Annotated in this window: 18 protein-coding genes; 10 read left to right on the forward strand and 8 right to left on the reverse strand. The window is 67.1% G+C overall.

Features of this window, described 5'->3' with window-relative positions; all coding sequences use genetic code 11:
• Positions 1 to 20: 20 nt before the first annotated feature.
• The 3 genes from GIY23_RS10075 to GIY23_RS10085 form a co-directional block, all read right to left on the reverse strand.
• Entirely contained in the window at positions 21 to 362 is a 342-nt protein-coding gene (locus GIY23_RS10075; protein WP_154076412.1) for an RNA polymerase-binding protein RbpA, read from the reverse strand.
• A 455-nt stretch (positions 363 to 817) separates the two neighbouring features.
• Positions 818 to 2,221: an MFS transporter gene (locus GIY23_RS10080; RefSeq protein WP_154076413.1), complete on the reverse strand. Its 1,404-nt coding sequence runs from the start codon at positions 2,219 to 2,221 to the stop codon at positions 818 to 820.
• 442 nt (positions 2,222 to 2,663) lie between these two features.
• Positions 2,664 to 3,440 carry a glycerophosphodiester phosphodiesterase gene (locus GIY23_RS10085; protein WP_154076414.1) on the reverse strand — a complete coding sequence of 259 codons (777 nt, stop codon included), beginning with the start codon at positions 3,438 to 3,440 and terminating at the stop codon, positions 2,664 to 2,666.
• A 100-nt stretch (positions 3,441 to 3,540) separates the two neighbouring features.
• Between GIY23_RS10085 and GIY23_RS10090 the strand changes: the two genes are divergently transcribed.
• Together GIY23_RS10090 and GIY23_RS10095 are read left to right on the forward strand one after the other, a co-directional pair.
• Positions 3,541 to 3,903 (forward strand): hypothetical protein, encoded by a 363-nt coding sequence (locus GIY23_RS10090; RefSeq protein ID WP_407646871.1) that lies wholly within the window; start codon positions 3,541 to 3,543, stop codon positions 3,901 to 3,903.
• A gap of 129 nt (positions 3,904 to 4,032) precedes the next feature.
• Positions 4,033 to 4,680 carry a VOC family protein gene (locus tag GIY23_RS10095; RefSeq protein ID WP_154076415.1) on the forward strand — a complete coding sequence of 216 codons (648 nt, stop codon included), beginning with the start codon at positions 4,033 to 4,035 and terminating at the stop codon, positions 4,678 to 4,680.
• 122 nt (positions 4,681 to 4,802) lie between these two features.
• Here GIY23_RS10095 and GIY23_RS10100 read toward each other — a convergent pair whose 3' ends face one another.
• Positions 4,803 to 6,038, reverse strand: coding sequence for an MFS transporter (locus GIY23_RS10100; protein WP_187352085.1), 1,236 nt, complete (start codon positions 6,036 to 6,038; stop codon positions 4,803 to 4,805).
• A complete protein-coding gene (locus tag GIY23_RS10105) occupies positions 6,035 to 6,640 on the reverse strand; it encodes an ArsR/SmtB family transcription factor (protein ID WP_154076417.1) in 606 nt (201 codons plus the stop codon). The genes GIY23_RS10100 and GIY23_RS10105 overlap by 4 nt, the downstream gene beginning before the upstream one ends.
• A gap of 191 nt (positions 6,641 to 6,831) precedes the next feature.
• Between GIY23_RS10105 and GIY23_RS10110 the strand changes: the two genes are divergently transcribed.
• The gene (locus GIY23_RS10110) at positions 6,832 to 7,071 is read left to right on the forward strand and encodes a hypothetical protein (protein ID WP_154076418.1); all 240 of its coding nucleotides are present in this window, start codon (positions 6,832 to 6,834) and stop codon (positions 7,069 to 7,071) included.
• A gap of 10 nt (positions 7,072 to 7,081) precedes the next feature.
• On the opposite strand, the gene GIY23_RS10115 is transcribed toward GIY23_RS10110, so the two are convergent.
• On the reverse strand, positions 7,082 to 7,915 hold the full coding sequence (locus tag GIY23_RS10115) for an alpha/beta fold hydrolase (protein WP_154076419.1): 834 nt from the start codon (positions 7,913 to 7,915) through the stop codon (positions 7,082 to 7,084).
• 486 nt (positions 7,916 to 8,401) lie between these two features.
• Between GIY23_RS10115 and GIY23_RS10120 the strand changes: the two genes are divergently transcribed.
• The 7 genes from GIY23_RS10120 (at position 8,402) to GIY23_RS10150 (ending at position 21,403) form a co-directional block, all read left to right on the forward strand.
• Positions 8,402 to 10,105, forward strand: a complete 1,704-nt coding sequence (locus tag GIY23_RS10120; RefSeq protein ID WP_154076420.1) for an AMP-binding protein — start codon at positions 8,402 to 8,404, stop codon at positions 10,103 to 10,105.
• A gap of 894 nt (positions 10,106 to 10,999) precedes the next feature.
• Complete coding sequence (locus GIY23_RS10125; RefSeq protein WP_154076421.1) at positions 11,000 to 12,706, forward strand: glycine/sarcosine N-methyltransferase; 1,707 nt, start codon at positions 11,000 to 11,002, stop codon at positions 12,704 to 12,706.
• Between the two features lie 102 nt (positions 12,707 to 12,808).
• Entirely contained in the window at positions 12,809 to 14,011 is a 1,203-nt protein-coding gene (gene metK, locus GIY23_RS10130) for a methionine adenosyltransferase (RefSeq protein ID WP_154076422.1), read from the forward strand.
• Positions 14,012 to 14,166: 155 nt separating this feature from the next.
• Positions 14,167 to 15,141 (forward strand): carbohydrate kinase family protein, encoded by a 975-nt coding sequence (locus GIY23_RS10135; RefSeq protein ID WP_154076423.1) that lies wholly within the window; start codon positions 14,167 to 14,169, stop codon positions 15,139 to 15,141.
• Between the two features lie 20 nt (positions 15,142 to 15,161).
• Complete coding sequence (metH, locus tag GIY23_RS10140; RefSeq protein WP_154076424.1) at positions 15,162 to 18,767, forward strand: methionine synthase; 3,606 nt, start codon at positions 15,162 to 15,164, stop codon at positions 18,765 to 18,767.
• Between the two features lie 64 nt (positions 18,768 to 18,831).
• Complete coding sequence (ahcY, locus tag GIY23_RS10145; RefSeq protein WP_154076425.1) at positions 18,832 to 20,292, forward strand: adenosylhomocysteinase; 1,461 nt, start codon at positions 18,832 to 18,834, stop codon at positions 20,290 to 20,292.
• Between the two features lie 223 nt (positions 20,293 to 20,515).
• Positions 20,516 to 21,403, forward strand: coding sequence for a mycobacterial-type methylenetetrahydrofolate reductase (locus tag GIY23_RS10150; RefSeq protein WP_154076426.1), 888 nt, complete (start codon positions 20,516 to 20,518; stop codon positions 21,401 to 21,403).
• 91 nt (positions 21,404 to 21,494) lie between these two features.
• Here GIY23_RS10150 and GIY23_RS10155 read toward each other — a convergent pair whose 3' ends face one another.
• The gene (locus GIY23_RS10155; protein WP_154076427.1) at positions 21,495 to 22,112 is read right to left on the reverse strand and encodes a sortase domain-containing protein; all 618 of its coding nucleotides are present in this window, start codon (positions 22,110 to 22,112) and stop codon (positions 21,495 to 21,497) included.
• 56 nt (positions 22,113 to 22,168) lie between these two features.
• Positions 22,169 to 22,885 (reverse strand): CHRD domain-containing protein, encoded by a 717-nt coding sequence (locus tag GIY23_RS10160; protein WP_187352086.1) that lies wholly within the window; start codon positions 22,883 to 22,885, stop codon positions 22,169 to 22,171.
• Positions 22,886 to 22,998: the final 113 nt, after the last annotated feature.

Consider the following 22,998-nt stretch of genomic DNA (forward strand, 5'->3'; position numbering starts at 1 on the left):
TCGGGGTGCTGGGGAGGCCCTCAGGCGCGGCCGCGCCGGACCTTGAGGTCTTCCAAACGCTCGTTGAGCAGTTCCTCGAGCTCCGGAATGCTGCGGCGTTCCAGCAGCATGTCCCAGTGCGTTCGCGGCGGCTTCGCCTTCTTCTGCTCCGGTTCGGCACCGTCGATGATCTTCGACTCGGAGCCGTGCAGCCGGCACTCCCACGTGGGCGGAACTTCCGCGTCGTCGGAGAACGGGACCTCGAACTCGTGATCCTTCGGGCAGGCGTAACGCACCGTCCGGCGCGGGGCGAGGTCGTGGTTGCGGTCGGTCTCGTAGCTCACAGCTCCGAGCCGACTGCCACGCAGAACCCGATCGGCCATGACGGTTCCTTTCACTTCGGCCCGGAGTGCGCCCCCCGGGCGGTTGTGCTCACCGAGTGCAACGACGGCCGGGCCGTGCGCTGTTCCCGATGCAGGGCAATCTGGTTGCCGTCGGTGACGTCTTTCACTCGTCAACGAAGGACCCTCCCCAGAGATGCAGTCGCTTCGCATTCGTGACGCGTTAGCAGCCCCATCATCTCCAGGTGCGTTCGAACGGGTGATAGTGCCAGATCGTTCGTCACGGACGCGACGGCACGTCCCGACTCACTGTGCAGGTGCGACCCGGATCACGCTGAGCTGGGCCCGTTCCCACCTCAAACTGGTAACTGATCGTAGTCAGATCGTTTTCGGAGGTGACACACGCTGTGTACTGGCATATGCCGATCATGCCCGCCGCACCGGGATGACCGCACACCGGACGGAGCAATCCGGCGTCCTCGAGCCCGGCCGTCGGCTCACAGCACCTTCGGCGGAGTGTTGCCCACCGCCTCGATCGCCCGCTTCGCCGGGACGAACGCCATGAGCACCAACCCGACGAGGAAGAAGATCACCAGCGAGATGATCGCCAGCCGGAACGAGCCCGTCGCCTGCCCCACACCGGCGAACAACAACGGTCCCAACCACGAGGTCGAGCGCTCGCCGACCTCGTAAAGCGAGAAGTACTGCGCTTCCTTGCCCGCCGGGACCATCTGGCTGAACAGCGAGCGGGACAGTGCGTTCGTCCCGCCCAGAACCAGGCCGATCCCCACCGCGAGTCCGTAGAACTGCAGCTCCTGCCCGGCCTGGACGAAGTAGGCCGCGGTGAGCACGCCCACCCAGACCGTCAGGCTGACCATGATCGCTTTCTTCGCGCCGATGTGGCGGGCGAGCACGCCGTGCAGGATGCCCCCGACGAACGCGATGAACTGGACGATCAGGATCGTGACGATCAACGCTTCCTGTGGCAGTCCGAGTTCGAGGCTGCCGTACTGGGCCGAGACGTTGGCGACCGTGGCGATCCCGTCGGTGTAGATCATGTAGGTCAGCAGGAATCCCAGCGTCAGCGGGAACATCCGGGCCTCGCGGATCGTGGTCAGCAACTGGCGGAACCCTGCCGAGATCGGCGACCCCGTCGCCTCGACCGCCTGCGACGGACGCGTGCGCAGTCCCGCGAGCGGCAGCACGGTGAACACCGCCCACCACAGGCCCGAGGTGAAGAACACGAGCCGGACCGCGCCGTCGGCGTCGAGCCCCACCGACTCGTGGCCGAGGTAGATCACCAGGTGCAACGCCAGTGCGCATCCGCCGCCGAGGTAGCCGAACGCCCAACCACGCGCCGAGACCGCGTCGCGCTCGTCGGCGTCGGCGATGTCGGGCAGGAACGAGTAGTAGACGACGACCGACGCTCCGAAACACACGTTCGCCGCGATGAAGAACACGACGCCCAGTTGCCAGTTCGTCCCACCCATGAGGCTCAGCAGCGCGACGGAGGTGGCCCCGCCGAAGGCGAACACGCCGAGCCACGTTCTCTTGTTCCGCGCCCGGTCGGCGAAGGAACCCACGATCGGGAGAACGACGACCTGGATGACGGTGGCGAACGAGAGCAGGTAGCCCCACAGCGCACCGGCCGGGAACTGCAGCCCCAGCAGCGAGATGTCGCAGCTGACCAACGCGTTACCGGCGGGGCACGGCTCGGCACCGTTGCGGGCGGTGTCGGCCTCGGCGGCACGGGTGGCGACCGTGGTCAGGTACAGCGACAGGAACACGGTCGTCACCGACGTGGGAAAGACCGAGTTGGCCCAGTCGTACCAGCACCACCCCCGCTGTTCGCGGCGCCGGTCGGCGGCGTCCGGTGCGGCTTCGTGGTCGGTCACGCTCATCGGTCCCCGTTCTCGAGTGGTGCTCGTCCGTTCACGGTGGTCGGACTGTACTGACAGCACGGCGTCTGCGAGCCGCAGCGTCCCCGGCCAGCCGCGGAGTCCCTGAGAGCGCATTGGGGAACTTGGGGAGGTGGTCCGGTACCGCCGCCCCAGTTCGCGCCTCGCGGCGTTGGGGTCCTCTTGAGTACCGCACGTACGCGGCGAGAACCCCTGCCTTGCGAGGCACGAACTCCGAACGCCGGAGCTCCTCACCCTGCCGAGGCTGATCACGCATGACCGTGCCCTACGGGCACACAAGCCAGTTCCCAAATGCCCTCTGAATCGCGGCTCTACCGACAGGCGCTGCCGTACTGCCAGTCCGCAGCGTCGTGGGCGCGAGGCGTCAGCGCAATGAGTAGTTGTGCCCATCTCTGTGACCGGAGCGTGTCCCGCAGCCGGGAGTTCAGCGTCGCGTGTGCGGGCCGCGAGAGCGCAGGACGTCGGCGAGCAGATCGGGTCGGTCGGTGACGAGGCCGTCGACTCCCAGGTCGAGGAGTCTGCGCATCCGGTTCGGTTCGTCGATCGTCCAGACATGGACCTCCAGGCCCCACTGATGCGCGGTTCGCAGGAACCGTTCGTCGACCACCCGCAGCCGCCCGTAGTACTCCGGAACCTGTGCCATCCGCCCGTGGACGAACCGGCGGAGCAGGCCGCGGACCGTGCGGGAAGCCAGCCACAGCAGAAACGCCGAGCGCATGCTCATCGACGTCAGCAGGCGCGCGCCGCTCGCGCGTCGCAACGCGCGAAGCCGCTTCTCACTGAACGACGCGAGGCAGACTCGGTCCCAGGCGTCGAGCTCGGAGAGCAACCGCACGGTCGGCCGCACCGCGGCGTCGGCTTTGACGTCGATGTTGAAGAAGGTGTCCGGAAGCGCACGCAGCACTCCCTCGAGCGAGCACACGGGTTCTCGCCCGTCGACACGAGCCCGGCGCACCTGTTCCCACGGGAGATCGCGGATGAGGCCGGTGGCGTCCGTGGTGCGATCGAGTTCGTCGTCGTGTTGCACGACGACGACGCCGTCGGCGGTCGCGTGCACGTCGGTCTCGACGTAGCGATAGCCCTCGGTGACCGCGCGGCGGAACGCGCTCAAGGAGTTCTCCATGCCGTCGAGGTCGTCGAGGTGCCAGCCCCGGTGGGCCAGAGCACGCGGAAGGGGTTCGTCAAGGAAGGGATGGTGCACGTCTCCACTGTGCCGATCCGGGACAGCCTCGGCACCGCGACCCACTCGTAGGCACGTGCCCGGCGTGGCACTCGGCACCGTCGTCGCCTCGGCGGCTACCGTGATCGACGTGGACACGCTGCACGATCCCGTACCGACAACCCGTGCGAAGACGCGGCACTGCGTGTGGTGCGGCCGCCGGCTGGCTGCCGCCGGGCAGGGCCGCCCTCGAACGTACTGCGCGCAGTCGTGCAGGCAGCGTGCTTACGAACGGCGCTCGGCGGTGCAGCGCGGCGGGTTGCCCGACGACGCCGTGGTGCTCTCCGCCACCGAGCTCGCCGATCTCCGGGACCGGTTGTTCCAGCTGCGGTGCGCCGCCGAGGACGTGGTGACCGCGGCGGGCGACGGAGCCGACCCGGACGAGATGCATCGGATGGCAACGGTGGTTCTCGGTGTGGCCGACGATCTCGACCGGCTCCGCTGACGAGTGCGGCGCACGGGCGCCGTGGTGCGGCCGAACGGAGCATTGTCGAGGACTTCCGTTGCCACGAGGATGAAGCACCACTGGCCGCCATCGCCCGTGGCGGACGCTCAACGACGACCGAGGAACCGAGTGCCGTCCCATCCCCCGGTGCGTGGCCTGCGCTGCGCCGAGCTGACCACGTCCGAGTTCGACAGTGCCGTTCGGTTCCACGAGCGACTTTTCGGGTGGACGGTGTTACAGACCGAGTCGGGTGTGGACTGCTGGGTGGGCGAGCGCCGTAGTGCACGGATCCGCTCGGCGAAGTCGGGCGAGGCACGAGGGTGGCGCCTGGTGTTCGCGGGCGCGGACCAGGATGTCACGCTCGCCGGACCCGACGACACCACCGCGTGGATGGCGCGTGGCCGCGCACAGCACGGCCCGTGGGCGCCGGCACCGCGCGACGGTGAGCCGTGCTGGCTCGACCTCGCGGCGGACGAGGTCGAGCGGGCGGATTCGTTCTGGACGGAGACGCTGAACTGGCGGGTCGAGAACGACACGTACACGGTGGCTGGGCGCGCGGTGGCGGGCCGGGCGCCCAGCGGTACGACGGTGGACGCGGGATGGGTGTGCTACGTCGGTGTCCGCGACCTTGACGCGACCGTCGGTCGGGTGGAGGAGCTCGGCGGTCGCGTCCTCGACAAGCTCGAGCATCCCGTCCTCGGGTCTGCGGTGGTGTTCGCCGACCCCTCGGGCGCGGTGCTGGGGCTCACCGCCACGACCAAGTCCTGGGGAAGCTGACGCGCGAACCGTCGTCAGGGGGCCTTGCAGAAGGTCTTGCTGGGTGGTCGGGTTGTGTCCGTGGTTGCCGCTCAGCGGCTCCGCCGCCGACGAGACACGACGACAGCTCATTCTGCAAAGCCCTATGCGCGGGACCCGGCTTGGTCGAGAATCTTCGTCCCCTCTGGACGGTCCATCTCCTTCCAAGCTGGGAAGACCAAGGGGCACAACGACATCACGGCCGACAGTGCGGTGAACACGGCGATGCTCGGCATCAGTCCGATGTAGTCACTGAGCACTCCGGCGGCGAAGACGCCGACCGGCATGCCGAGCATCGCTGCCGCCGCGATGGCGCCGAACACCCGAGCGCGATACGCAGGTGGAGTTCGTTCCGCCTTCACCGCACCGAGGGTCGGGTTCAGTGGCCCGAAGGCGAGCATCGTGAGTCCGCTGACGATCACCAACACCGTGAGGCCCGGCTCGAGCAGGAAGATCCCGGACCGGGGACCCAGTACGATCAGGTAGCAGACGACCACCACCGGCCAGCGTCGCCGGCTCACCCCGAGCCACGCGAACAGCAGTGAACCGGTGATGATGCCGACACCGGACGCCGCGAAGATCAGTCCTACGTGGACCGACGAGTTCAGTATCTCTTGGCCGTAGGTGGGAACCAGCACGCTGAAAAGCCCGCTGTTGAGGCCGTTGGTCACCGCGATCATGCACAGGATCGTGAACAGTAGACGATCGTGGCGCAGGAATCGGAAGCCCTCGGCCAGACTGTGCAGGTAACCCTCGTGGCGCTGTTCGAGAGTCGCCGCTTCGGCGACGGTGAAGCGCAGAATGAGGCCGGCAAGTATCAGGCACAGGGCGTTGATGGCGAGTGCGGCCGGGGCGCCGACCGCTGCGATGACGACACCCGCGACCGGCGCCCCCAGTGTCCTCGCGCCCTGGCTTGGAGCGTCGTAGGCTGTGGTCACTCGTTCCAAGGCGACGCCGGTCCGTTGCGCGATGTCCGGCAGCAGGACCTGCCGCGCCGCGTCACCGGGAGACCGGGAGAGCCCGAGAAGCAATCCGATGGTGCTCAGTAGCCACAGCGGCAGCCGATCCATGTGGTGCAGGACAGGGATCAAAACGACCATCGCGGCGGCGGCGAAATCGAACAACAGCGCCGCATGCCGGGGCCGCAGCCGATCGATCCACGGTCCGCCCGAGGCCGACCCCAGCAACAGCCCCGTGGCTTCGGCCGCGACGACGAGTCCGGTGTCCACACCCTGACCGGTCGACTCCAGCACGAACCACGGGATCGCCAGCATGGTCATTCCGGTGCCGAGGCTGGAGATCGTCGTGGACAGGACGACTCCGGCCAGCGGCGCCTTCATCGCGGATCCGCTTCGTCGTCGGGGCGACGCCGAACCGGGAACGCGTGCCATTGGGTGGAGACCTCGACGTCGCCTGCACGTGGTTCCCGCCAGTATTCGTCGACCAACGCTTCGATCCGCCTGTTGAGTTCCGAGAGCTCGGACGCCGACAAGGACAGCCGGTAGTCCGACAGCTCCGCCGCCTCGCGCCACTCCTGGGGCCACTCGTGCATCGTTGCCAGATAGGTACTCGCCATGTCGTGGTGGATCGTGTTGATCGAATGCAGGTAGGTCGACAGCGAGCCTGCGAGATCGGGGTCGTCGCTCATGTCGGCGAGGGAACTCTGGTCGAGCTCGGTGCGGTCCTGCGCGGCCTGCCACCAGCGCTCGCGACGATTGCCGCGGCTGGTGTCCTCGGCGACCAGTCCGGCGTCGGCGAGTTGCCGCAGATGCCAGCTCGTGTTCGCCGAGTTCTCGCCGAGTCGCGCTCCCAATGCTGTGGCTGTCGCGGGTCCGTCGAGCCGGAGCGCACCGAGCAAGCGCACGCGGAGCGGATGCGCGAGCGCGCGCAGCCGCTTGGCGTCCAGGGTGACTTTGTCGACTGCCCGTCCGTACTCGGTCATGCGGAGAAACTACGACCGCAAAGAATCATTTGCAAATACTTGTTTGCGGTCTGGTCGCGCTCTGCGACCACGCCGATGACGCTGAGCGCACGTGCATCGCCCGATGGATTGAAAAACGCTCATGTGGGCGCAACATCGGGCGGAAGGATGCCGAAGGCACAGGGACCGGTTTCAGCTGGGAGGAGGCAGCCGTGACGGTGATACCGGAGAAGTCGACGAACGAGCGCGTCCACGCGGGCACTCCCGCAGTCTGGCGCGATCTGGAGCACGGGCTGGAGATCCTCGGCTCCCTGCAACGCGGGCTCGCTCGGGAGGACCTGTCCACGCACGCTCGGGCGTCGCTGGTCCTGATGGATCTCGAGGTGCAGCGGCTGCGGGCACTGGTGGACGAACAGCGGCCGCAACCCCCGCAGCCTCGTTCGCAGAACTGACGGCGCGCGCCTACGGGTGGGCGATCAGGTGTTCGAGGACGAGCTTGCTCACCACCTCGGGTGCCTCGTCGCTCATCCAGTGCGAGACGTCCTCGATCATCTCGAAGCGGTACGGGCCGGTGACGTACTGCTCGCAGTCCAGCGCGGCCGTCGAGCCGACCGCCACGTCCTCCGTGCTCCACACGTAGAGCGTGGGGACCTCGACCGGATCGACGGCGCCGGAGTACTTCATCGCGCGATACCAGTTCAACGCCGCCGTCAGCGCGCCCGGCTCGCTGAGCCGCGCGACGTAGTCGTCGACGTGGGGCGCGGACACCTTGCCCTGATAGATCGCCCTCAACTTCGCGGCGTCGTCGGCGAGCAGCGTCTTCTCCGCCGAGGACGACCGGAAGACCTGCATGTAGGCGGAGCGTTGGGCCTGATCCTCGTCCTCGGCGACCGCACGGGCGAATCCGGTCGGGTGTGGCACGGACAGCGCGGTCAGCGTGCGCAGCCGGTCCGGGTGCGCGGCCGCGACGGCCCACGCGACCACCGCTCCCCAGTCGTGGCCGACGAGGTCGAAGCGGTGCCAGCCGAGCTGATCGGCGATCGCGATCACGTCCGCGACGAGCAGCTCGAGCCGGTACTCCGACACCTGCTCGGGCCGGACGCCGGGGGAGTAGCCACGCTGGTCGACGGCGATCGCGCGGCACTGTGCGCCGGCGAGCGTGTCCAGCTGCGACGTCCACTGGATCGCTGCCTCCGGGAAGCCGTGCAGAAGCATGACCGCGCGCCCGTCCTCGGGGCCGGCGGCCAACGCGTCGAAGCGGCCCGCGTCGGTCACGATGTCGATGTAGTCAGCCACGCCGCCACCTTACGATCCCCGCACGGCGTCGCGCACCCACTCCGATCAGTAGGGCGAACGGGCCGTTCACCCCGTCTCGTGAGGTGAACGGCCCGTTCACCCCGTCTCGTGAGGTGAACGGCCCGTTCACCCCGTCTCGTGAGGTGAACGGCCCGTTCGCCTCACCGCCCACGTGCCGCGACTCTGTCCACAGTGGGCGAATGGGCCGCGGGTGGACAGTCCAACGGGGTCGGAGCACCCGCGCCCGGGAGTGGTGTTGGCCAGTAAGCCCACGGGTGAGGCACCAACCGAGGGCGCGGAACCGGACGAGCTGGGCCGAACGGGTGACGGGTGGTGCGCCGAACGGCTGGGTGCGCTGTGCTGCGCGGAGATCGTCGGCGCTATTACAGTGCCGCCATCGTCGAGCCTCGCCACGTCGTCGTACGTCACGACATCGGCGGGTCCGGCTCACCGTCGTCCGAGGAACTCATCGCTGGAGGTCGTGTCATGACAGGGACCCAGGATCCCGCGGCCGAATTTCGCGCCGCACGAGACTTTCTGCTGCAGCATCGCGAGGACTACCTGAAGGCGCGCGACGGGTTCCGCTGGCCGGCGCCGTCGGAGTTCAACTGGGCGTTGGATTGGTTCGACGGCATCGGCGAGCGGCACGACCGCACGGCGTTGTGGCTGGTGCACGAGGACGGTGCCGAACAGAAGGTGACGTTCTCGGAGATGACCCGCCGCTCCAACCAGGTGGCGAACCGGCTGCGGGGCCACGGCGTCCGGCGCGGCGATCGGCTCATCCTCATGCTCGGCAATCAGGTCGAGTTGTGGGAGACGATTCTGGCCACGATGAAGCTCGGTGCGGTGATCATCCCGGCGACGCCGATGCTCGGAGCCGCCGACCTGCGCGACCGGGTCGATCGCGGCCAGGCACGGCACGTGGTGACGACCTCCGGCGACACCGGAAAGTTCGAGGACGTCCCCGGTGACTACACGCGCATCGCCGTCGGCGATCCCGTTGCCGGTTGGCACTCGTACGGGGATTCGGCCTCGGAATCGGAGGAGTTCGCTCCGGACGGCGTGACGCGAGCCGACGACACACTCCTGCTGTACTTCACCTCGGGCACCACCGCGCAACCGAAACTCGTCGAACACACCCACGTTTCCTACCCGATCGGACATCTGTCCACAATGTATTGGATCGGGCTCGAGCCTGGCGACGTGCACCTGAACATCTCGTCGCCGGGGTGGGCGAAACACGCGTGGAGCAATGTCTTCGCGCCCTGGAACGCCGAGGCGACGGTGTTCCTCTACACCTACAGCCGCTTCGACCCCTCCGCGTTGCTGGAACAGATGCAGCGCTGCGGGGTGACCAGTTTCTGCGCGCCGCCGACGGTGTGGCGGATGCTCATTCAAGGTGATCTCGCCGCACTGCGGACGCCACCGCGCAAGGTCGTCGGCGCGGGGGAGCCGTTGAACCCGGAGATCATCGAACAGGTGCGACGCGCGTGGTCGGTCACCATCCGGGACGGTTTCGGGCAGACCGAGACCAGCGTGCTGGTGGCCAACACGCCGGGCCAGGAGGTCGTGCCTGGCTCGATGGGACGACCGTTGCCCGGGTTCGACGTCGAGCTCGTCGATCCGCTCAGCGGCGAGATCGCCTCCGAGGGCGAGATCTGCCTGCGCCTGGATCCACGACCGGTCGGGCTGATGACCGGCTACGCCGACGACGCCGAACGCAACGCCGAGGTCATGCGGGACGGCTTCTACCACACCGGCGACGTCGGTTCGCGGGACGACACCGGGGCCATCACGTACGTGGGACGCACCGACGACGTCTTCAAGGCCTCGGACTACCGGATCTCGCCGTTCGAGTTGGAGAGTGCGCTGCTTGAGCATCCGGCGGTCGCGGAGGCGGCGGTCGTACCGTCGCCGGACCCGATCCGGCTGGCGGTTCCGAAGGCCTATGTCGTGCTGGCCGCCGGCCACGAGCCGGGGCGGGTCACCGCGGGGGAGATCCTCGGCTTCGCGCGGGAGCATCTCGCGCCGTACAAGCGGATCCGCAGACTGGAGTTCGCGGAGCTGCCGAAAACGATCTCCGGCAAAATCCGGCGCGTCGAGTTGCGCGGCCGGGAGCAGCAGGCCCGCGACGACGGCGGGTCGCCCGACGAGTACCGGGACGACGATTTCCCGGAATTGCGGGCCTAGATCGACGCGAGAGTCGGACACGAGGATTGTCGACAATGGGACGCGTTCGGAAGGCGAACGACATCACATCTGCTCGGGACCACGATGACCCGCGGTGACCATTCGCCACCCCGGGTGGTCACCGATGATCGTTTCGCGACGCGGACGAAGATCACATGATGCGAATTCACGAGATCGTTGTAGCGACCTCGTTCGTGAGCCGGAATCAGTGATCGTCGTTCCGGTCGTACCGCGCCTCGAGGAATGATCGACTGCGCAGAGAAGTCCCGTGACCTGGAACGAAGAGCCTCGTGTCGAACGTCGGTGGCGGGCGAATGTGCGAGATCACACCGCCGTCCAAGAAGCCTCTGACGATTCGGCTGAGGCGAAAAAGAGAATAACAATTCCGCCTCGAGCGGGTCCGGCGAATTGTGCGGCACCCTGCTCGCGGTTGTCTTCGTTGCAGTTGTCGTGGTACGGGGCCGAGCAAGTCGCACCCTACACCACCGCGAGCGACAATGCGAATGCCGGATCGTGACACGGCCGCTGAATTGGTAGGATTTTCCCAGGTGGGAGCGGATATTTTCACCCTGGGTAACGGATTAAATCGCGCATCCATCCCATTCGTATGATGGATATCACACGTTCATACGCTTGATTTGGGGCTCTTTTCGCCTAGATTGGTTACTCGACGCACGGATTTCGCGTCGCAACTGATCGGTAAAGGCGCCGATCGTGTGCGATGACTGGCGTCCAGGGAGCGGCTTGAGCACGATCTCGGCCGCCCGCGCCGGTCGCCGGTAGTTGCCCTGTGAGTGGCGACCCGGCACGACCGTGAGGCTGGTTCGCGACGGGCGGATACGCGTGCCCGAGCGAGCCGTGGCGCACGATGAACGCGAGTGGTGGGAGCGAAGAATGGCCAAGAGCGTGGATGATCTTGCCCGCAACGACGCAGCGGATGCGGGCGACGGAGGGGCCGAGGCGGTGAACCTGCAGGAGCAGGTGTTCGGTGAGAACCCCTTGGAGGTCCGCGACACTGACCATTACACGCATGAGTACGTGGGCGGTTTCGTCGACAAGTGGGACGACCTGATCGACTGGAAGAAGCGCTACGAGAGTGAGGGCACCTTCTTCGTCGACCAGCTCAGGGCCCGGGGCGTCAAGAACGTCCTCGACGCCGCTACCGGCACCGGGTTCCACTCGGTGCGACTGCTCGAGGAAGGTTTCGAGACGGTCAGCGCCGACGGCAGCGCCCAGATGCTGGCCAAGGCGTTCAGCAACGGTCTGGCCTACGGCGGGCACATTCTGCGCGTGGTCAACGCCGACTGGCGCTGGCTGAACCGGGACGTGCACGGCGAGTACGACGCCATCATCTGCCTCGGGAACTCGTTCACGCACCTGTTCTCCGAGCGCGATCGGCGCAAGACGCTGGCCGAGTTCTACGCGATGCTCAAGCACGACGGCGTGTTGATCATCGACCAGCGCAACTATGACTCCATTTTGGACAGTGGCTTCTCCAGCAAGCACACGTACTACTACGCCGGTGACGACGTGCAGGCCGAGCCGGACCACGTCGACGAGGGCCTGGCCCGGTTCAAGTACACGTTCCCGGACAAGTCCGAGTTCTACTTGAACATGTACCCGCTGCGGAAGAACTACATGCGGCGGCTCATGCGTGAGGTCGGCTTCCAGCGGATCGACACCTACGGTGACTTCCAGGAGACCTACGCCGACGACGAGCCGGACTTCTTCATCCACGTCGCGGAGAAGAACTACCGGACCGAGGACCAGCTCTCGGACGTGTACTCGAACGCGGTGCACACCGCGCGGGACTACTACAACTCCGAGGACGCGGACAACTTCTACTACCGCGTCTGGGGTGGCAACGACATCCACGTCGGGCTCTACCAGACCCCGGACGAGGACATCGACGCCGCGTCGCGCCGCACCGTCGAGCGTATGGCGGCGAAGGCCGAGATCACTCCGGAGACCCGCATTCTCGACATCGGCGCCGGCTACGGCGGTGCCGCGCGGTACCTGGCCCGCACCTACGGATGCAAGGTGGCCTGCCTGAACCTCAGCGAGGTCGAGAACGCTCGCAACGTCGAGTTCAACCGCCAGGAGGGTCTCGACGGGCTCATCGAGGTCAAGGACGGGTCGTTCGAGGACATCCCGTACCAGGACAACGCCTTCGACCTGGTCTGGTCGCAGGACGCGATCCTGCACAGCGGCGACCGCGAGCGCGTCCTCGAAGAGGTCGTGCGCGTGCTCACCCCGCGCGGGCTGTTCGTGTTCACGGACCCGATGGCCGCCGACACGGCCGAGAAGCGCGACCTCGGGCCGATCCTGGACCGGTTGCACCTGGACTCGCTCGGTTCGCCGGCCTTCTACCGCAGGCACCTCAACCGCCTGGGACTGCAGACGATCGACTTCGACGACCTCAGCGACTACCTGCCGGTCCACTACGGCCGCGTGCTGGAGGTACTGCAGTCGCGGGAGAACGAGCTCTCCGAGTTCATCGGTGAGGAATACCGCACCCGGATGAAGACCGGATTGCGCAACTGGGTGACCGCAGGCGACGGCGGGAACCTCGCGTGGGGCATCTTCACGGCCCGTACCTGACGCCGTCGGCCGGCAGGTGGCGGCCCCACCTGCCGGCTGCCCACGCCATCAACGAAGAATCACGACGAAGCCACCGAAGAGCAGTAGAGGTGAGGAGCCGCAGTGAGTGAGATCAACCGTAGGTTGTTCACGAGTGAGTCGGTGACCGAGGGTCACCCGGACAAGATGGCCGACGCGATCAGTGACTCCATTCTGGATGCGCTGCTGGCGCAGGACCCCCGGTCCCGCGTCGCCGCGGAGACCATGATCACCACCGGTCAGGTGCACATCGCCGGTGAGATCACGACCGAAGCGTACGTCGACTTCCAGCAGCTCGTCCGCGACAAGGTCCTGGAGATCGGCTACGACTCCTCGGACAAGGGTTTCGACGGCAACTCCTGCGGTGTCAACGTCGCCATCGACGCCCAGTCCCCGGACATCGGCCAGGGCGTCGACACCGCGCACGAGAACCGCGTCGAGGGCGTCATCGACGAGATCGCCAAGCAGGGTGCGGGCGACCAGGGTCTGATGTTCGGTTACGCCTGCGACGACACCGACGAGCTCATGCCGCTGCCGATCGCGCTCGCGCACCGCATGTCGCGTCGCCTGACCCGGGTCCGCAAGGACGGCACGCTGCCGTACCTGCGCGCCGACGGCAAGACCCAGGTGACCATCGAGTACGCGGGTGACCAGCCGGTCCGTCTGGACACCGCGGTGCTGTCGACGCAGCACGCCGAGGACGTCGACCTCGACAAGACGCTGTCCAAGGACATCCGCGAGAAGGTCATCAACCCGGAGGTCGAGCGGGTCGGCCTCGACACCACGGACCTACGGACGCTGGTCAACCCGACCGGTCGGTTCGTCGTCGGTGGCCCGATGGGTGACTGCGGCCTGACCGGCCGGAAGATCATCGTCGACACCTACGGCGGCATGGCCCGTCACGGCGGCGGCGCCTTCTCCGGTAAGGACCCGTCGAAGGTGGACCGCTCGGCGGCCTACGCCGCGCGCTGGATCGCCAAGAACGCGGTGGCGGCCGGTCTGGCCAGCCGCATCGAGGTGCAGGTCGCCTACGCGATCGGCAAGGCCGCCCCGGTCGGGCTGTTCGTGGAGACCTTCGGCACCGAGAACGTCGACCCGGTCAAGATCCAGGCCGCCGTCAACGAGGTCTTCGACCTCCGTCCGGCCGCGATCATCCGCGACCTGGACCTGCTGCGGCCGATCTACGCGCCGACCGCGGCCTACGGCCACTTCGGTCGCAGCGACGTCGACCTGCCGTGGGAGCGCACCGACCGGGTGGAGGCCCTGAAGAGCGCAGCAGGGCTCTGACAACTCGAAAAACCGTGCATTCGCGCGCATGCTGCGGGGCGTGGAGTTCTCCGCGTCCCGCAGCATGACGGGCGCACCCGGACACGACCGTCCCAGCTAACCGCCGGCCGGTGGCAGGCATCACCCGACATCGGCCCTGGTGAAGGAGTTTCGCAGTGCAGATCGCGGTGACCGGCTCGATCGCCACCGACCACCTCATGTCCTACTCCGGCAAGATCGCCGAGCAGCTGATCGCCGACCAGCTCGAGCAGGTGTCCCTGTCGTTCCTCGTCGACGGACTCCAGGTCCGCCGGGGCGGTATCGCCGCCAACATCACCTTCGGCCTCGGCAAACTGGGGGTCAGCTCGCTGCTGGTGGACGCGGTCGGCGAGGACTTCGCCGAGTACCGCGCGTGGCTGGAGCGTCACGGCGTGGACACGACCCACGTGCACACCTCGTCCACCGCGCACACCGCGCGTTTCACCTGCACCACCGACCAGGACCAGAACCAGATCGCCTCGTTCTACCCGGGCGCCATGTCGGAGGCCCGTGAGATCGAGATCAAGCCGATCGCCGACAAGGTCGGTGGCGTCGACCTTGTGACGATCTCGGCCGGTGACCCCGAGGCGATGCTGCGTCACACCCAGGAGTGCCGCGACCGCGGTTACCCCTTCCTGGCCGACCCGAGCCAGCAGCTGGCCCTCATGGACGGCGAGCAGATCCGTAAGCTGGTGGACGGTGCCAAGTACCTGTTCACCAACGAGTACGAGCACAGCCTGCTCCTGCAGAAGACCGGCTGGTCCGACGACGAGGTGCTGGGCAAGGTCGGCATGTGGGTCACCACCCTGGGCGATCAAGGCGTGCGCATCGAGTCCAAGACGGCCGAGACGATCGAGGTTTCCGCGGTCAAGCCGAAGCAGATCGGCGACCCGACCGGTGCGGGCGACGCGGTGCGCGCGGGCTTTCTGGCCGGACAGGCCAAGGGCTTGGACCTGGAGCGGTCGATCCAGCTCGGCTGCGCCTTGGCGACCACGTCGCTGGAAACCGACGGCCCGCAGGAGTACGACGTCGAGAAGGGCTCCTTCGTGGCTCGATTCGCAGAGGCATACGGCGACACGGCTGCGGCCGACGTCGACTCGGTGCTTCGCTGAAAGCGGGAGAAAGCAACGTCATGACTGAACAAGCGACATCGGGCCGGCAGGCCAACGACCCGAGCGGCTTCCTGTCGGCCATCGCCGAACGCGTGCTCGTCGGGGACGGCGGCATGGGTACGGCGTTGCAGGAGTACGACCTCTCGGTCGAGGAGGACTTCCAGAACCTCGAGGGCTGTAACGAGATCCTCAACGATACGCGCCCGGACGTGGTGCGCTCGATCTACACGGGGTTCCTGGCCAACGGCTCCGACGCCATCGAGTCGAACACCTTCGGTTGCAACCTGCCCAACCTCGGTGATTACGGTATCGAGGACCGCATCCGTGAGCTCGCGGAGACGGGTGTCCGGCTGGCCAAGGAGTGCTGTGCCGAGTACTCGACGCCGGACAAGCCCCGCTTCGTGCTCGGATCGATGGGCCCGGGCACCAAGCTGCCCACACTGGGTCACGCGCCCTACGCGGACCTTCGGGACGCGTACCACAAGCAGGTCCTGGGCATGCTCGACGGCGGCGTCGACGTGGTGCTGGTCGAGACCTCGCAGGACCTGCTGCAGACCAAGGCGTCGATCGTCGCGGCGAAGCGCGCCATGGCCGAGCACGGCAGGCACGTGCCGATCATCGCCCACGTCACCGTCGAGCAGACCGGCACGATGCTGGTCGGCTCGGAGATCGGGGCGGCCCTGACGGCGCTGGAGCCGCTGGGCATCGACATGATCGGCATGAACTGCGCGACCGGGCCCGCCGAGATGAGCGAGCACCTGCGCGTGCTCGCCGAGCACGCGACCGTGCCGATCTCGGTGATGCCCAACGCCGGCCTGCCCGAACTGGGCGACAACGGAGCGGTCTACCCGCTGCAGCCGCACGAGCTGGCCGAGGCGCTGGTCGGATTCGCCAACAACTTCGGTGCCCGCCTGGTCGGCGGTTGCTGTGGTGTGACCGGCGAGCACGTGCGCCAGGTCGCCGAAGCCGTCGACGGCCTCAACCCGGCGCAGCGCACGCCCAACGTGGTGCCGTCGATCTCGTCGGTGTACCAGGCGATCCCGTTCAAGCAGGACGCCTCGATCCTCAACGTCGGTGAGCGCACCAACGCCAACGGGTCCAAGGCGTTCCGCGAGGCGATGCTCGAGGAGCGCTACGAGGACTGCGTCGAGATCGCCAAGACGCAGACCCGCGAGGGCGCGCACATGCTCGACCTGTGCGTGGACTACGTCGGCCGGGACGGCACCTACGACATGCGGGAGCTTGCCTCGCGGCTCGCGACCGCCTCCACGCTGCCGGTCATGGTCGACTCCACCGAGGCCGAGGTGATCGAGGTCGGGCTGGAGCACCTCGGTGGCCGGTGCGCGATCAACTCGATCAACTACGAGGACGGCACCGAAGAGGGCGGACGGTACGACCGGGTCATGACGATGGCCGTCGAGCACGGTGCCGCCGTGGTGTGCACCTGCATCGACGAGGAGGGCCAGGCCAGGACCGCGGAGTGGAAGCTGCGCGTGGCCGAGCGCCTCATCGAAGACCTCACCCAGAACTGGGGCCTCGACGAGTCCGCGGTCATCATCGACACCCTGGTCTTCCCGATCACCACCGGTCAGGAAGAGGTCCGCCAGGACGGCATCGAGACGATCAACGCCATCCGCGAGCTCAAGAAGCGTCACCCGCGGGTGCAGACCACGCTGGGTCTGTCGAACGTGTCGTTCGGGCTCAACCCGGCGGCCCGCCAGGTGCTCAACTCGGTGTTCCTCAACGAGTGCCGTGAGGCCGGGCTGGACAGTGCCATCGTGCACGCGTCCAAGATCCTGCCCATGAACAAGATCGACGAGGAGGCCCGCCAGGTCGCGCTCGACCTCGTCTACGACCGGCGCCGCGCCGCCACCGACGACGAGCGGGCCTACGACCCGCTGCAGACGCTCATGGCGCTCTTCGAGGGTCAGAGCGCGCAGTCCACCGGAGCCTCCAAGGCCGAGGAACTGGCGGCGATGCCGCTGTTCGAGCGTCTGCAGCAACGCATCATCGACGGCGAGATGAACGGCCTGGGAGCCGACCTCGACGAGGCGATGCAGGAGAAGAAGCCGCTGCAGATCGTCAACGAGGATCTGCTCGGCGGCATGAAGGTCGTCGGTGACCTGTTCGGCTCCGGGCAGATGCAGCTGCCGTTCGTGCTGCAGTCCGCGGAGTGCATGAAGACCGCGGTGGCCCACCTCGAGCCGCACATGGACAAGGACGACTCGGGCGGCAAGGGCAAGCTGCTGCTGGCCACGGTCAAGGGCGATGTCCACGACATCGGCAAGAACCTGGTCGACATCATCGTGTCCAACAACGGCTACGACGTGGTCAACATCGGCATCAAGCAGTCGATCAACACGATCCTGGACGAGGCCGAGAAGAACGAGGTCGACGCGATCGGCATGTCCGGCCTGCTGGTCAAGTCCACGGTGATCATGAAGGACAACCTGGAGGAGATGAACTCCAGGAAGCTCGCCGAGAAGTACCCGGTGATGCTCGGTGGTGCGGCGCTGACCCGGACCTACGTGGAGAACCAGCTCGAGGAGACCTTCGACGGTGACGTCCGCTACGCCAAGGACGCGTTCGAGGGGCTGACCCTCATGGACCGCATCATGTCCTCCAAGCGGGGCGACAACCCCGAGGAGGACGAGAAGGAAGCGGCCAAGAAGGCCGAGCGGAAGGCTCGCCACGAGCGGTCCCAGCGCATCGCCGAGAAACGCAAGGCCGAGCAGGGTGAGCTTCCGAGCCTCGACGACACGACCAAGTCGGACGTCGACCCGAATCCGGGTGTCCCGACACCTCCGTTCTGGGGCTCGAAGGTCGTCAAGGGCGTCCCGGTCAACGACTACCTGTCGCTGCTGGACGAGCGGGCCACCTTCTTCGGGCAGTGGGGTCTGCGCGGCTCGAAGAAGGGTCAGGGCCCGTCGTACGAGGAGCTGGTCGAGTCCGACGGGCGCCCGCGGCTGCGGGCCTGGATGGACGAGCTCGCCACCAAGGGCATCCTGCAGCACGCGGCGGTGGTCTACGGCTACTTCCCGTGCGTGTCCGAGGGCAACGACCTCGTCGTGCTCGACAAGGAGGAGCCGGACGCCCAGGAGCGGCACCGCTTCCACTTCCCTCGGCAGCAGCGGGAGCGCCGTCTGTGCCTGGCGGACTTCTACCGGTCCCGGGAGCGGGCCGAGGAGCTCGGCCAGGTCGACGTCCTGCCGATCCAGTTGGTCACGATGGGTACGCCGATCGCGGACTACGCCAACGAGCTGTTCGCGAAGAACTCCTACCGGGACTACCTGGAGATCCACGGTCTGGGTGTGCAGCTGACCGAGGCCCTGGCGGAGTACTGGCACCGCAGGGTCCGCCAGGAGCTGCTGTGGTCGCCGGGCAAGTCGGTGTCCGAGGAGGACCCCGAAGAGGTCGAGCAGTTCTTCAAGCTCGGCTACCGCGGCGCCCGGTACTCGTTCGGGTACGGCGCGTGCCCCGAGATCGAGGACCGGGAGAAGCTCGTGGACCTGCTCGACAGCGAGCGCATCGGCGTGGTGCTCTCGGAGGGATACCAGCTGCATCCGGAGCAGTCCACGGACGCGATCGTCAGCCACCACCCGGAAGCCAAGTACTTCAACGTGTGACGCGGGCCTTCTCAGGCCGCGAGTGTCAACAGTGCCCTGGAAAGGGAAACGAAGAAAGGAAACCATGAGCCCGAAGCTCGAGAAGGTCAACGGTATCGAGTTCGCCATCGCGGACCCGAAGCTGGCCGACAGCGGCCGTCACCAGATCCGCCTGGCGGAGCACGAGATGCCGGGCCTGATGGCTACTCGCAAGGAGTACTCCGCGAGCAAGCCGCTCAAGGGTGCTCGCATCGCGGGTTCGCTGCACATGACCGTGCAGACCGCGGTGCTCATCGAGACCCTGGTGGAGCTCGGCGCCGAGGTTCGCTGGGTGTCCTGCAACATCTTCTCCACCCAGGACGAGGCCGCCGCGGCGGTCGTCGTCGGGAACGGCACCCCGGACAAGCCGGAAGGCACCCCGGTGTTCGCCTGGAAGGGCGAGACGCTGGAAGAGTACTGGTGGTGCACCGACCAGCTCTGGCAGAACTTCGCCGGCGACCAGGGTCCGAACATGATCCTGGACGACGGCGGCGACGCGACCATGCTGGTCCAGAAGGGTGTCGAGTTCGAGAAGGCCGGCGCTGTTCCGCAGCCGACCGACGAGGACCCGGAGGAGTTCAAGGTCGTCCTGGCGACCCTGCGCAAGAGCCTCGAGGCCGACAAGCAGCGGTTCACCAAGACGGCCAAGGAGATCAAGGGCGTCACCGAGGAGACCACGACCGGCGTGCACAAGCTCGTCGAGCTGGTCAAGTCCGGCGACCTGCTGTTCCCGGCGATCAACGTCAACGACTCGGTCACCAAGTCGAAGTTCGACAACAAGTACGGCTGCCGCCACTCGCTGGTCGACGGCATCAACCGTGGCACCGACGTGCTCATCGGTGGCAAGACGGCCGTGATCTGCGGCTTCGGCGACGTCGGTAAGGGTTCGGCGGAGTCGCTGCGCGGCCAGGGTGCCCGCGTCATCGTCACCGAGATCGACCCGATCTGCGCGCTGCAGGCGGCGATGGAGGGCTACGAGGTCAAGACGATGGAGGACGTCGTCGAGACCGCGGACATCTTCATCACGACCACCGGCAACTTCAACATCATCACCGCCGAGCACATGTCGCAGATGAAGCACAACGCCATCGTCGGCAACGTCGGTCACTTCGACAACGAGATCGACATGGCGAACCTGGAGAAGACTCCCGGCATCAAGAAGGTCGAGATCAAGCCCCAGGTGCACGAGTTCACCTTCCAGGACGGGCACGCGATCATCGTGCTCTCCGAGGGTCGTCTGCTGAACCTGGGCAACGCCACCGGGCACCCGAGCTTCGTGATGTCGAACTCGTTCACCAACCAGACGCTCGCGCAGATCGAGCTCTGGACCAAGCCGGGCGAGTACGCCAAGGACGTCTACGTGCTGCCGAAGCACCTCGACGAGAAGGTCGCGCGGCTGCACCTCGACGCTCTCGGTGTGAAGCTCACCAAGCTCACCAAGGATCAGGCCGAGTACATCGGTGTCGACGTCGAGGGCCCGTACAAGCCCGAGCACTACCGCTACTGATCGGATGATCGGTCGCCGGCACCGCCCTGGTGTTCCTGCCACCGTCCACACCGGACGGTGGCAGGGCGCCGCGGAGGGCGGTGGCGGCACCGTCATCGGATTGTTCGTAGCTCGTTCGGTCGCTGCCGCCGAAGCAGCATCGCACCCGCGGTGCTGCCTAGGCGGGGCACATCGCACCCGCGGTGCGACGGCCGACGTCGACGGAGGGAAACCTGAGGCCGACATGCAGACCATCGCACTCGAACTGGTTCCGCCGAACCTCGAAGGCGGCGAGGAAACCGCGCTGGCTGAAGCCCGCAAGGTCGTGGACAACGGCCGCGCCACCGGATTCGGTGAGCACCTGCGGCACGTGATGATTCCCGGGATCATCGCCGAGGACGAGGATCGTCCGGTAGCGATGAAGCCGAAGATGGACGTCATCGACTTCTGGAAGACCGTGCGCCCGGAGTTGGCAGGCGTCAAGGGCCTGTGCACCCAGGTGACGGCTTTCCACGAGAAGGAACAGCTCACCGAACGGCTCCGTGAGCTGCGGGACTCCGGCATGGACGGGGTGACGTTCGTCGGTGTGCCGCGCACGATGGCCGACGGCGAAGGACCGGGAATGGCGCCGACGGACGCGCTGACCCAGTTCCAGGACGTGGTCGACAACCGCGGCTCGATCCTCATCCCGACCCGGGAGGGCGAGCAGGGCCGGTTCAACTTCAAGTGTGATCGCGGCGCCACGTTCGGCATGACCCAATTGCTGTACTCGGACGCGATCGTCGGGTTCCTGCGGCAGTTCGCGACGGAGACCGAGCACCGGCCGGAGGTCCTGCTCTCGTTCGGGTTCGTTCCGGGTATGGAGTCCGGCAAGAAGCTCATCGACTGGCTGATCCAGGACCCGGGTAATCCCGCGGTGGAGGCCGAGCAGCGGTGGGTGGCCGAGATCGCGCAGCTCTCGTTCGCCGAGCGCAAGCAGAAGCTCGTCGACCTCTACAAGCGGGTCGTCGACGGTGCGGGCGAGCTCGGGTTCCCGTTGAGCATCCACCTGGAGGCCCCGTACGGGAATTCCAAGCCCGCGTTCGAGACGTTCGTGGAGATGCTCGACCACTGGGCACCGCAGGGCGACTAGTCGCCTCTTCCTGACATCAACGGCCCCGCCCACCGGAGCACGGTGGGCGGGGCCGTTGTGTGTCTCCGGATCCGCGTTGGCTCCCGGGTCGTCAGGTTCCCGGGGCCTCGGGTCGCAGCGAGGCGAAGACGATGACGTTGTCGCGATAGCTCTGCTCCCGGTCGTCGAACGCGCCGCCACACGTGATCAGACGAAGTTCGCGGTCCGGGGTGGGGAGCCAGACGGCTTCGGTGGGAAACGAGTCCTTGGGGTGCTGTTCGACCTTTCGTACGACGAACTCGAGGGTCTGTCCCGCGGCCGAGTCGACAAAGATCTCGTCGCCGGGGGAGAGCTCGTCCAGTCGGTAGAACACGTCGGGCCCGGAACGCGAGTCGACGTGGCCGAGGATCGCGGCGGGGCCACTCGCACCCGGAGTGACTCCGTCCTCGAACCAGCTCATCTCGCCGAACTCGGGAACCTCCAGCGTGTTGTCGTCGGTGAGGCCGGTGCGGGCCAGGCCTCCGGTGAGGTCGAGCGCGGGAATCGTCAGCGCGACCGGGGCCGACGTCTCGGCTTCGGAGACGACGGCGGGAGGGCGCTCGACCGTGGCGGGTTCAGCCCGGTGCGTGCCGGAAGTCGGTGAGGTGCATGCACCGAGCGTCATGACGGCCACGGCCGCGACGATGGTGTTGATCCGACGCTGCATCGGGGCTTTCCGGGGGGTAGTCACCGGCCGGGTGCTACCGCGCGTGGCGGGCCTCCCGGCCGGTGGTCCGGGCGAGGTGATTATCGGTCCGACTGCGTCGTGCGGTTGCGCGCGACGACGATCAGACCCGCTCCGAGGGCGGTGGCGGCCAACGCTCCGAGGGGAAGCAATGCTCCCGGCTCGTCCTGGGCGGTGGCACCGCCACCGGTCTCTGCTCCACCCATCGGGACCATGCTCAGCTGTCCCCGTACCGCCCCGTCGGTGAACTGCGAGGTGTGGGTGTCGGCGAAGAACTGCTCCGGTGCGGCCTCGAGCTGCGCGAGGCTGAACCCTTCGCCGGTGTCGGTCACGTCGTCGTCACCGGTGAGACCGGTCGTGAACGGCCCTTGCATGCATCCTTCGCTGCGCAGGGTCCCGTCGCCGGCGTCCTCCGGGTCGGGGAAGACCAGCCGTGGTGGTCCCGAGGTCCCCGCGGCCGCCTCGTGGATGTGCGTGGCGGTTCGTGCGGGGCTGTCGTACGGCGGAGTCACGCCGTTGAGGACGATGTCGTAGCAGATGATCTCGTCGTCGCTGTTGATTCGGAAGGTGAAGGTTCCCGACGCTCCCGGCTCTCCGGGAGACGGTTGGTCGTCCGAGTTCACGACCATGTCCGGCGTGGCCATCGTGGTGAGCATGCTGGTGAACTCGGCGGGTTCCGGGACCTCGTCGTCGGCGTGCGCCAGCCCTGCGGGCAGCACCGCCAGCAGGGCTGCCGAGATCCCTGCCACCCCGGTTCGAGCCAGTGCGATCTTGCGCATGTGCGTCTCCGTTCCTCCGTGACCGCCCGCAGGGTCGTCCCCGCGTGCGACCGTCCGACCTCGGATGTTGATATGTACGAGTTGTCGGAACTATCCGTTCACCGGCGTTCGCG

Origin of the sequence: Allosaccharopolyspora coralli (assembly GCF_009664835.1) — a bacterium.
Lineage (GTDB): Bacteria > Actinomycetota > Actinomycetes > Mycobacteriales > Pseudonocardiaceae > Allosaccharopolyspora > Allosaccharopolyspora coralli.